At 49.3% G+C, this 11,944-nt stretch carries 8 protein-coding genes and 1 pseudogene; 7 read left to right on the forward strand and 2 right to left on the reverse strand.

Annotated features, from left to right (window positions below):
* Nucleotides 1-10: 10 nt before the first annotated feature.
* From XMG48_RS02385 to XMG48_RS02415, 7 genes and pseudogenes are all read left to right on the forward strand, one after another.
* The gene (locus XMG48_RS02385) at nt 11-568 is read left to right on the forward strand and encodes a DUF2889 domain-containing protein (protein ID WP_173480455.1); all 558 of its coding nucleotides are present in this window, start codon (nt 11-13) and stop codon (nt 566-568) included.
* Nucleotides 569-588: 20 nt separating this feature from the next.
* Nucleotides 589-1,314: an enoyl-CoA hydratase-related protein gene (locus XMG48_RS02390; RefSeq protein WP_371731416.1), complete on the forward strand. Its 726-nt coding sequence runs from the start codon at nt 589-591 to the stop codon at nt 1,312-1,314.
* A gap of 406 nt (nt 1,315-1,720) precedes the next feature.
* Nucleotides 1,721-2,470 (forward strand): electron transfer flavoprotein subunit beta/FixA family protein, encoded by a 750-nt coding sequence (locus XMG48_RS02395; RefSeq protein WP_173480457.1) that lies wholly within the window; start codon nt 1,721-1,723, stop codon nt 2,468-2,470.
* A gap of 12 nt (nt 2,471-2,482) precedes the next feature.
* Nucleotides 2,483-3,412 (forward strand): electron transfer flavoprotein subunit alpha/FixB family protein, encoded by a 930-nt coding sequence (locus XMG48_RS02400; protein WP_173480458.1) that lies wholly within the window; start codon nt 2,483-2,485, stop codon nt 3,410-3,412.
* Nucleotides 3,413-3,481: 69 nt separating this feature from the next.
* Nucleotides 3,482-5,644, forward strand: coding sequence for a fatty acid oxidation complex subunit alpha FadB (gene fadB, locus XMG48_RS02405; protein ID WP_173480459.1), 2,163 nt, complete (start codon nt 3,482-3,484; stop codon nt 5,642-5,644).
* A 12-nt stretch (nt 5,645-5,656) separates the two neighbouring features.
* Nucleotides 5,657-6,832, forward strand: a complete 1,176-nt coding sequence (fadA, locus tag XMG48_RS02410) for an acetyl-CoA C-acyltransferase FadA (protein ID WP_173480460.1) — start codon at nt 5,657-5,659, stop codon at nt 6,830-6,832.
* Nucleotides 6,833-7,081: 249 nt separating this feature from the next.
* A pseudogene (locus XMG48_RS02415) lies at nt 7,082-8,183 on the forward strand (IS3 family transposase).
* A 131-nt stretch (nt 8,184-8,314) separates the two neighbouring features.
* Here XMG48_RS02415 and XMG48_RS02420 read toward each other — a convergent pair.
* Together XMG48_RS02420 and XMG48_RS02425 are read right to left on the reverse strand one after the other, a co-directional pair.
* Nucleotides 8,315-10,681: an RND family transporter gene (locus XMG48_RS02420; RefSeq protein WP_173480461.1), complete on the reverse strand. Its 2,367-nt coding sequence runs from the start codon at nt 10,679-10,681 to the stop codon at nt 8,315-8,317.
* Nucleotides 10,678-11,784 carry a YCF48-related protein gene (locus XMG48_RS02425; RefSeq protein WP_173480462.1) on the reverse strand — a complete coding sequence of 369 codons (1,107 nt, stop codon included), beginning with the start codon at nt 11,782-11,784 and terminating at the stop codon, nt 10,678-10,680. The genes XMG48_RS02420 and XMG48_RS02425 overlap by 4 nt, the downstream gene beginning before the upstream one ends.
* Nucleotides 11,785-11,944: the final 160 nt, after the last annotated feature.

An 11,944-nucleotide genomic window follows, 5' to 3' on the forward strand; every position in this document is an offset into this window, starting at 1 on the left:
AACATTGCTTATGCCGCTCTCAAAACCCGTTCGTCGTAAAAAGCATCATAATCGTAATGTGATGTGTAATGGCTTCGAACGTGATGATCAGCTATGGGATATTGAAGCAAGAATGACCGATATCAAAGCCTATGATATCGATAACCTTGAGCGGGACGGTTATGTCTCTGCAGGTGAAAACTACCATGATATGAGCATCCGGGTAACTATGGATCGCCGGTTCTTAATTTATGAAGTGGAAGCCTGTATCGACAGCAGCCCCTTTCGCATGTGCCCCAGAATTGCGGATGCCTTTCGTAAGTTAGAAGGTACCCGTATTGGTCCTGGGTGGCTAAGGCAGGTAAAAGAGAAGTTGGGTGGCGTTTTAGGCTGTACCCATATGAATGAGCTGTTGCCAGTGGTAGCGACCACCGCCGTACAGACTCTATGGCCTGTGAGCAAAGAGGATGTTCTGGAAACCGGAGCTAAGCTCATGCTCAATAGTTGCCATACCTGGGGGCAGAGCAGTGAGATGGTAAAGACCTACGCGCCGCAATTTTACCAACCGGAAAGTGAAGTGAACGGATGACGGACCTGGTTCTATACACGGTGGACGATGGTGTCGCTGAGATTGCGCTGAATCGACCGGATAAAAAAAACGCGATTACCCTGAATATGTACGAACAGGCCGTATCCTATCTGGAGCAGGCCGCTACGGATGAAAATGTCAGAGTGGTCCTGTTGCGGGGAGAGGGACAAAGCTTCTGTGCCGGAAATGATATTCAGGATTTCGTTTCAGGTATGGGTTCCCGCGAAAATCTGAAAGGCGTGGTCAGTTTTCTGCATCATATAGCCACCTATAATAAACCTCTCATGGCGGCTGTTCAGGGCAATGCGGTTGGTATTGGAACCACCATGATGATGCACTGTGATCTGGTGATCGCCTCTGAGGATCTCAAATGCCAGATGCCTTTTGTACATCTGGGTTTGGTTCCTGAAGCCGGAGCGACTTTGATCATCCCTTCGATGTTAGGCCAGAGGCAGGCTTTTGAACTCCTGGTTGAAGGCCGCCCGTTTGGTGCACAAAAAGCACAACAGAGCGGTTTAGTAAATGTGATAGCCGAAGTTGAAACCTATCTCGAGGTTGCCAGAGAAAGAGCACAAGCGCTGGCTCGTTTACCCAAAGAGGCGGTTCTGGAATCCAAGCGTCTGATGAAAAAGCAGTATCAGGAAAACCTGCTTGCTGTGATTGATGAAGAGCTTGAGGTATTTTACGAGAGACTGTTTTCGGACGAAGCGTGTCAGGCGTTTATGGCTTTTTTACAGAAATCATAAAGGGGCAACAGCCCCTTTTCTGTTTCCCTAACTTATTTATTTTTCAGTGAATATTTCCGTTTATAAGGCGCTTTATGTCGCTAAGGATAACGGCCGAAACCGCTACGCTATTGCCAGCTATAGCGATAAAGATAGCAACCAACAGCCCTCGTTTTTCTGACTTTTCATACTTTATCTGCCAGCAGCAGATGTTGCTGTGCAGACCTTTCTGCCTTTTTTGGTGTTTTTTGATTGTTTTTGTTTGTTTGTAAACGCCTCTGTAAGCCACTATTTACGAGGCTTTGTTGCTTAATGCCATTTTTTGTCAGTTATGTAGCTGCTTTTTGTCATTGTTGAATTTTGGTCCGCAACTAGTATTTAAACATAACTAAAAACAACAGCCGGATAAGAAATAGAAGAGGCAGTTATGAAAGTACTGGTCGCTGTAAAGCGTGTCATAGATTACAACGTCAAAGTGCGCGTTAAAGCAGATAGCAGTGATGTTGATCTGGCCAATGTAAAAATGGCCCTGAACCCTTTCTGTGAAATCGCAGTGGAAGAAGCAGTACGTCTTAAAGAGGCGGGCACTGCGGATGAAGTTGTTGTGGTTTCTATTGGTAGCAAAAGCTGTGAAGAGCAGATTCGAACTGCACTGGCACTGGGTGCTGACCGCGGTATTCGTATCGAGACTGAAGATGCACCGGATTCACTTTCCGTTGCCAAGCTCTTGGAAAAAGTCGTTGAGAAAGAAGCACCAGGCCTGGTGATTCTGGGCAAACAGGCGATCGATTCAGACAATAACCAGACCGGTCAGATGTTGGCTGCGCTTCTGGATCGTCCACAAGGTACGTTCGCCTCTGAAGTTAACGTATCGGGTGACAGTGTTCAGGTAACCCGTGAAGTCGATGGCGGCCTGCAAACAGTTGAATTGGCCATGCCAGCCATTGTGACTACAGACCTGCGTCTTAACGAGCCACGTTATGCAGCCTTGCCAAATATCATGAAAGCAAAACGTAAACCTCTGGAAGTACTGAGCCCGGATGATCTGGGTGTCAGTGTCGGCAGTAATATCACTCTGCTTCGCGTAGAGCCACCTGCAGAACGTCAGGCAGGCATTAAGGTCGGCTCGGTGGATGAGCTGGTCGAGAAACTGCGCAACGAAGCAAAAGTGATTTAAGGAGGTTGAGTGATGACTACGTTGGTAATAGCTGAACACGATAACAAAGAACTTAAACCAGTTACCTTAAATACACTGGCGGCAGCACAAGCAATTGGCGGTGACGTGCACCTACTGGTGGCGGGTAGCGGTTGTGGTGCTGTGGCAGATACAGCGGCACAGATTCCTGCAGTAAGCAAAGTACTCACTGCGGATAGCCCGGCATATGAACATCAGCTGGCAGAAAATGTCAGCAAACTGGTTCTGAGCATTGCTGCAGATTACAGCCACATTCTGGCGTCTGCTACTACAACCGGAAAGAACTTCCTACCACGGGTTGCTGCGCTGCTGGATGTAAACCAGATCTCCGACATTATCTCTGTAGAGTCGGAAGATACGTTCAAACGCCCAATCTATGCAGGTAACGCAATTTCCACTGTGCAGTCCGCTGATGCTGTCAAAGTCATTACCGTGCGCGGTACCGCTTTTGATGCGGTTGAAAACAGCGGCGGCTCAGCTGAAATCTCAACTGTAGGTGAATCCTGTGATGCGGGCATCTCAAGCTTTGTCGGTGAAGAACTGGCAGAGAGTGACCGTCCGGAACTGACTGCTGCATCCGTAGTGGTGTCTGGTGGTCGCGGTATGGGCAACGGCGAGAACTTTGACCTGCTTTACAAAGTGGCAGACAAACTCGGCGCTGCGGTGGGTGCATCCCGAGCCGCAGTTGACGCAGGTTTTGTTCCTAACGATATGCAGGTAGGTCAGACCGGCAAGATGGTTGCGCCGGATCTGTACATCGCGGTGGGTATCTCCGGTGCCATTCAGCACCTGGCAGGTATGAAGGATTCCAAAATCATTGTTGCGATCAACAAAGATGAAGAAGCCCCAATCTTCCAGGTGGCAGATTATGGTCTGGTGGCAGACCTCTTTGAGGCAGTACCCGAGTTAGAGGGCAAGTTGTAAGCCCTTCATTAATATCAAAGAGCCTCGTTATACCGAGGCCAAAAATAAAAAATAGACGGAGCAACTTAGATGCTTTTCGAAGGAAAATCGATTCAGGTTCAGCCGGTCGAAAACGGAATCTACGAAGTGGTTTTTGACCGCAAAGATGATGCCGTTAACAAACTTGACCGTACCACCACTGCAGAACTGCATGAAGCCGTGGCTGTATTGCAGGCGATTGATGACCTGCAGGGCGTTATTTTTACCAGCGCCAAAGAGAGTTTTATTGTCGGTGCCGATATCACCGAGTTCATGGGCTTCTTCACACAGGAAGACGATGTACTGATTGCCGGTTTAATGGAGACCCACGGTCTGTTAAATCAGATCGAAGACCTAAAAGCCCCCACCGTTACAGCAATTAACGGACTTTGCCTCGGTGGTGGGTTTGAGGTCGCCCTGGCGACAGATTACAGAGTACTGGGTGATCAGGCCAAAGTGGGCCTGCCTGAAGTAAAACTGGGTATCTTCCCCGGTTGGGGCGGCACCATTCGTCTGCCTCGTCTGATCGGTGTTGATAACGCGAATGAGTGGATCTGCGCAGGTGTCGAAAAACGTGCCGATGCAGCGCTTAAAGATGGCGCGGTTGATGCGGTAGTGACCACAGCACAGGTACGTGAAGCCGCGCTGGATCTGTTGAAAGGCTGTATTTCCGGCAAGTTTGATTATCAGGCCCGTCGTGATGAGAAGAAGAGCCCGATCAAACTGAATCAGGTTGAGCAGATGATGGCGTTTGAATCCGCTAAAGGTGTCATCGGTGGTAAGGCGGGTCCTCACTATCCAGCACCTATGGCAGCTCTGAAAACGGTTCAGAAGCATGCCAACCTGCCACGTGAAAAAGCCAACGAAGTGGAAGCGAAAAATTTCGTCAAAGTGGCTAAAACAGATGTCTGCGCATCACTGGTGGGCCTGTTCCTTAAAGATCAGTATGTGAAAAAAGTCAGCAAAAGCTTTGAGAAACAAGCAGAACCTGTTGCCAAGGCTGCCGTACTGGGTGCCGGTATTATGGGCGGCGGTGTTGCGTATCAATCCGCGGTTAAAGGCACGCCAATCCTGATGAAGGATATTAACGAGGGTGCCCTGCAACTGGGTCTGGATGAAGCCACTAAACTGCTGAACAAACGTGTATCCCGCGGTCGTATGGATGCCATGAAAATGGCAGGCGTACTGAACAAGATCACCCCAACACTGAACTACGGTGATTTCGGTAACGTTGATCTGGTGGTTGAAGCGGTAGTTGAACATCCTAAGGTTAAAAAAGCGGTTCTCGCAGAAGTTGAAGAACAGCTACAGGAAGGCGCGATCCTGACCTCCAACACATCAACGATCTCGATTACAGAGCTGGCTACGGCTCTGAAAAAACCTGAAAACTTCTGCGGTATGCACTTCTTTAACCCCGTGCATCAGATGCCGCTGGTTGAGGTTATCCGCGGTGAGAAATCTTCGGAAGCAGCCGTTGCGCGTACCGTCGCTTATGCAAAAGCGATGGGTAAAACCCCAATTGTTGTGAATGACTGCCCAGGCTTCCTGGTTAACCGAATTCTGTTCCCGTATTTCGGTGGCTTTACGGCCCTGATGGAAGATGGCGCAGACTTCAGGCAGATCGACAAAGTGATGGAAGGGTACGGCTGGCCAATGGGCCCAGCGTATTTGCTCGACGTTGTTGGCATCGATACCGCACACCACGCCGATGCGGTGATGGCGGTAGGTTATCCAGATCGCATGAGCCATGAAGGCGAAAACGTGATCGACCGTATGTTCAAACTGGAGCGTTTCGGCCAGAAGAACAACAAAGGTTTCTACCAGTACGAGCTGGACCGCAAAGGTAAACCGAAGAAAATTGTTGATGAAGACGTCCCCGCACTGCTGGAAGGCATTGCCAAAGAAAGCCGCGAATTCAGCGATGAAGAGATCGTTGAACGTATGATGATTCCACTGTGCATCGAAACGGTACGTTGCCTCGAAGATGGCATCGTAGACAGCCCGGCAGAAGCCGATATGGGCCTGATCTACGGTATCGGTTTCCCTCCATTCCGTGGCGGTGTATTCCACTACCTGGACCAGCTTGGCCTGGATAACTTCTGTGCCCTGGCAGCGAAATACGAATCTCTGGGGCCGTTGTATCAGCCAACAGAGAAAATGAAAAAGATGGCCGCCGCAGGCGAGACATATCTACCAGCAACTGCACAGGCTTAAGGGGTAAGACAAATGAACTTAAAACCAAATGACGTAGTAATCGTTGACGGTGTTCGTACCCCGATGGGTAAATCGAAAAACGGCTCGTTCCGTAACGTCCGTGCCGAAGCATTGTCAGCCGCAGTAATGAAAGGTCTGCTGGATCGTAATCCAGCAGTTAAAGGCGGTGATATCGAAGATATCATGTGGGGTTGTGTAAACCAGACTAAAGAACAGGGCTTCAACATTGGCCGTAACGCTGCTGTTCTGGCAGGCATTCCTCACACGGTAGCAGCGCAGACCATCAACCGATTGTGTGGTTCTTCCATGGCAGCGTTGCATGCAGCAGCACAGGCGATCATGACTGGCAACGGAGACATCTTTATCGCCGGTGGTGTGGAGCATATGGGTCACGTATCCATCATGCACGGTGTGGATATCAACCCGGAAATGTCTAAGCAGGTGGCAAAAGCGGCCATGATGATGGGCGTAACCGCAGAAATGCTGGGCAAGATGAACGGGATCAGCCGTGAGATGCAGGATGAGTTCGGGGCACGTTCCCATCGTCTGGCGCACGAAGCTCATCTTAAAGGCCTGTGGGACAGCGAAATCATCCCGGTAGAAGGTCATGATGAAAACGGCTTTAAATCCCTGCTGGAAGCGGACGAAGTAATCCGTCCGGAAACCACAGTAGAAACTCTGAGTGCCCTCAAGCCAGTGTTCGTGCCTAAAGTGGGAACCGTTACTGCTGGTACATCCTCTGCTTTCTCCGATGGCGCATCAGCACTGCTGGTGATGTCAGCAGCCAAAGCAGAAGAGCTGGGCCTGACGCCACGTGCCCGCATTGTGAGCATGGCAGTCGCAGGGTGTGATCCATCCATTATGGGTTACGGCCCGGTACCGGCCACTCAGAAAGCACTGAAACGTGCAGGTCTCTCCATCGACGATATCGACTATGTCGAGCTCAACGAAGCGTTTGCAGCACAAGGCCTCTCTGTCCTAAAAGGTCTGAAATTGCTCGATAAGATGGAAGACAAAGTAAACCTCAAAGGTGGTGCAATTGCACTGGGTCACCCTCTGGGCTGCTCCGGTTCCCGTATCACCAACACGCTGATGAACGTACTGGAACAGAACGATGGCACATTAGGTCTGGCGACCATGTGTATTGGTATGGGCCAGGGTATTTCCACCATCATAGAGCGTGTTTAACCCAGCCCTAACTCTTTCTTGCAACACTCGCTTTTCGCTATTTGCCCCGCATTTGCGGGGCTTTTCATTTAATATTGCCTAAAATCAGGCGATAGAATCAGAAAGCAATTTTAACCAACTCACACTCATGTAAGGATTACCCACAGTATCCAAGAGGAAGGCTAATGGCGCTCTACATTATCCCAGTTCATCGCCACTAGTTTGCTAGACACCTCTCAGCCATAGAAAATGGCTTTTAAAGAGGTGCTTATGAGCAACAAACGTTATCCCGAAGAGTTCAAAATCGAAGCGGTTAAACAGGTCACTGACCGAGGCTACAGCATTGCAGATGTGGCTAATCGGCTCGATGTTACAACCCACAGCCTTTATGCCTGGGTCAAGAAGTACGGCCCCGATTCAGCCGAGTATAAAGCGAAGTCAGATGAGCAGTTAGAGATACGCCGCCTCAAGAAAGAACTGAAGCGAGTCACTGAAGAGCGAGATATATTAAAAAAAGCGGTGTACTTCGCCAACCAGTCCGATTGAGGTAAACCTTTATCCGTGATCATCATAAGGATTGGCCCGTACGCCAGCTCTATTCATTACTGGATGTGCATCCTAGTGGGTATTACGCATGGCGTAAGCAGCCTTCTTCCAGGCGCTATGCAGCAGATCAACGGCTCACTGGATTGATCAAGCAGTACTGGCTGGAGTCAGGTGGTTTGTATGGCTATCGGAAGATCCATAGTGATCTGCGCGAGTATGGTGAAACCTGTGGCCCCAATAGAGTTTATCGGCTCATGCGGTTAGCTGGGTTGAAGGTTCATATTGTTACTCCGAACCGACTACAGCAGCAATTCAGTGTCGCTGCCCCTAATAAAGCTTGGGTAACAGATATCACCTATATCAAAACCCATGAGAGGTGGCTGTATTTGGGTGTTGTCGTTGACCTGCTCTCAAGAAGGGTGATTGGATGGTCAATGCAATCCTGTATCACAAAGCAACTGGTGCTAGATGCGTTGCTCATGGCTGTATGGCGACGTAATCCTCAGTCAGAGGTAGTCGTTCATTCTGGTCAGGGAAGTCAGTACACAAGCTATGATTGGCAATCCTTTTTAGAGATACATGGCCTAAAAGGCAGTATGAGCCGACGAGATAACTGCCACGACAATGCCGTTGCTGAGAGCTTTTTCCAACTACTGAATCAGAAAGAATCCGCGGCAAGGTTTATGCAACCAGAGAAGATCCACGCAGTGATATCTTTGAATACATAGAGCTGTTTTACAACAGCAAACGATGTCATGGTTTTAATGATCAGCTATCACCGAAAGAGTATGAAAACCGATATGAAAAACGGCTGCTGAGTGTCTAAAGAACTAGTGGCGATTCAAATTTATATAAAGGGGAGAGCAAAATCATTTGGAGTTTGGTTTTCTATCCAAACTCTATCGTGTTTGATTTTGCTCTTTTCACCAGCCTGCACACCTTTAAACTCTAAATATTCTAAGGCTCTACTTTGTTGCTCGTCTTACCGTAAGGATTTAGCAGGCAGGCAATCGCCGGTAACAGAATCAGCGCACCCAGCATGTTCCAGATAAACATAAAGGTCAGCAGGATACCCATATCCGCCTGGAATTTGATGGGTGAGAGTACCCATAGGACCACACCAATACCTAACGTAAGGCCGGTGAAGGCAACAGATTTACCGGTGCTTTGCAGTGTTTCCAGATAAGCGTTTGGCAGACTATGGCCCTGTTCCAGGTAGGTTTTCATCTTCGAATAGATATAGATGCCGTAGTCGACACCAATACCTACACCCAATGCGATGACGGGCAGAGTAGCGACCTTAACGCCAATACCCAGTTGGGCCATCAATGCCTGACAAAGCACGGATGTCAGTGCCAGTGGCGCGATGATGCAGATCACGGTGCTGATGGAACGGAAGGTCAGCAGGCAGAGAATACTGACGACGGAATATACCCAGATCAGCATCTCGTACTGGGCGTCTTCAATCACTTCATTAGTTGCGGCTTCAAAACCGGCTTTACCCGCGGCCATCAGGAACTCGATACCTTCAACCTGATGGTTGTTGGTAAAGTCTTCTACGGCAGCGGTGATGGTTTTCAGGGTCTCGGCTTTGTGATCATCCAGGAAAACGATGACTGGCAGTAGAGAGCAGCTACTGTTCATCAGACCTGCCGGAACGTAAGCCAGAGAGGCGTTGATTACGAACTGGTTGCGGCTGACAGAGCGCCATTTCAGGTTCCATTCGTTAAGGCCCGCAGTTACCCGCTCAGAGACATCAGTTAAGGATATGCTGGATTGCACCCCTTCAATGCCTTGCAGGTAGAACTGGAAGCGGTCAACCAGTGACAGGGTCTGGAAACTGCTGCACTGTTCCTCTTCAGTTGCGACCATCACCACAAAGACATCGCTGGAAGTGGAGTAGTTGTCGGTGATAAAGGCGTTATCCAGATTGTAACGGGAGTCCAGCCGTAGTTCTGGTGCGCCTTTATCCAGATCACCGATCTTCAGATCTTGACTGAAGTATAAACCGCCAACCAGCATAAACAGGGCAACGGTAATCGCCATGGTGGCACCTTTAGGTGTGGCGAATACAGAGAACATGCGCCAGTGAGAGTTCTCTTTTGCAATATTGCATTTTGCCCGGGCGATCGCATTTTTACCCACACCTACATAGCTCATCAGCAGTGGCAGTAGCATCAGATTGGTCAGTACGATTACTGCAACACCAACCGATGCTGCGACTGCCAGATCCTGAATCACCTGAATCTGAATCACCATCAGTGTAATAAACCCAATACCGTCTGAGATCAGGGCTGTGAGTCCGGGAATATAGATGGTTTTAAATGCATGGCGCGATGCCTGAATCTTATCGGCGCCATTGGTTGCGGATTCCAGAGTGATTGTATTTACAATCTGCACACCGTGGCTGACTGCAATGGCAAAGACCAGAAACGGCACAAGCATGGAGTAGGGGTCGATGCCATAGCCGAGCATTTTGAGCAGCCCCAGCTGCCAGATAACCGCAGCAAGGGAACAGATTAGTGGCACAATCGTACCCATAACACTGCCGGAGTAGAGATAGAGCAGGGCCAGGGTAATCAGAATAGCCACGGCAAAGAACAGAGCCACTTCAGTCGCACCATCAATCAGATCACCGACGATTTTGGCAAACCCAGTGATGTGAATATCGACGGCGTCTGAGCTGTATTTGTCACGAATCAGCTCTTCAACCTGTTCCGAAAAGCTCTGGTAGTTAAGGCGTTCACCGGTATCCGGGTGCTTATCAAACAGCGGCACCTGAACCATCGCAGAGCGGAAATCGTTAGCAACCAGAATACCTACCTGACCGGAACGCAGAATGTTAGTCCGTACCTGTTCCAGACTTTGCGCGGAACCATCGTATTTAGCGGGAATAACCGGGCCGCCGACAAAACCTTCTTCGGTAACCTCGGTCCAGCGGACGTTAGGGGTCCAGATAGATTTCAGGGCGGAGCGGTCGACACCGGGAATGAAAAACAGATCATCGGTAACGTTTTTCAACGTTTCCTGAAATTCTGCTGTGAAGATATCCCCATCTTTTGCAGCCACCACCACACGGATACTGTTGCCTAATCCGGCAAGGTCATCGCGGTAGTTGATATAGTTCTCAACATAGGGATGCGAGGATGGGATCATCTTGATAAAGCTGGCATCCGGGCGGATCTGGCTTGCTTGCCAGCCCAGAATCACAGTAGCAATCAGGAACAGGCCCAGTACCAGTTTGCGATGTGTATAGAGAAAGTATTCGGCCAGGCGTTCACTGGTCTGGATAGGCCACAAAAGCAGAGCGGATAGCTTGTTCATTGTGCAGCCTCCTTACCAATAAGCGATAGGTGCACAATGCCGGTTTCACCGGTAATCACCAGTGAATCAGCCACCTGTGTCAGGGACGTAAATGTTCGCAGCTGACGTTTACCCAGAGGCTCAAATCCAGTGCCTTCCTGACGCAACAGCGTGCCGCCCTGACCGACCATAATAATCTGATCTTCAACCACAATGGCATCGTTGATGGTGGCTGCGACCGGCAGCTGAACTCTTTGCCAGTTCTGGTTTTGATCATCAAAACGGAAGGTGTTGCCGCGTAACCCCATGATGTACAGAGCATCCGATTCTGCTGCTGAGAAGAAGGAACCATCGTAAGGAAAATCAAGGTTTAGCCAGCTTTCTCCTTTATCGTCACTGACGAGCAGAAGCCCGGCTTCACCGAGAATAAGCAAGCGTCCGGATTTAAGTTGATAGATGCGGTTAAGATGGAAACCTTCCGGGTTCGGTAGCATATGTCCGATAAACTGCCAGCTTTGTCCTGCATCTCTGGTTTCGAGCATCGTACCGTAGGCACCGACCAGGAAACCGTGGCTGGAATTCAGAAACAGCATATCCAGCAGGGGTGAAGTTGGTCCTTCTTCCTGTGCGATGACCGCATCATCCAAGGCATATTCGGTATCTTCAATCTGTTCGGGTGTGAAGTTATCGGTCGTCATGGAACCGAGCAGATTCTCAAGAGCCGAGATTCGTAACTGGTTAATGTCGTTACCGCTAAGAACGGATTTCCAACTGGAGCCACTATCGTTGGTTTTAAGCACCAGACCATCGTGACCAATCGCCCAGCCGGTCTGATTATCCGTGAATTTAATACTGGTCAGCAGTGTACTGGCGGGTACTGATGCCTGTTGCCACTTCTTGCCCTGATCATCCGAGTAAACTATGACGCCTTGCTCTCCGGCAGCAACCAGTCTTTTGCCTGTATTAGCGACGGATAACAGCAGTGACTTTTCAGCACCTTCACGGGTGAGGGCTGAAGTAGACAGGCGATCTGGCGTCAGTTGTTCTGAGGCCGAAGATGAAGATAGAGGTGTAAATAGTGAGCAGAGTATCAGTAACGAACTGCCAGTAATTCTTTTGAACATCTGATAACCAGTAATTATTTTTATATTTGGTGGCCTTTCTGGATCTGCCTGAAAGGTTACCTGAATCATGCTTTATTAGGTATAGAATCGCCAATAACAAAAGTCACCAGTTTTTATGACATTATTTTTCAAACCCTGCTTAGGTGCTTGAATTACTGTG

Source organism: Marinobacterium sp. xm-g-48, from assembly GCF_013282925.1.
Taxonomy (GTDB): domain Bacteria; phylum Pseudomonadota; class Gammaproteobacteria; order Pseudomonadales; family Balneatricaceae; genus Marinobacterium_E.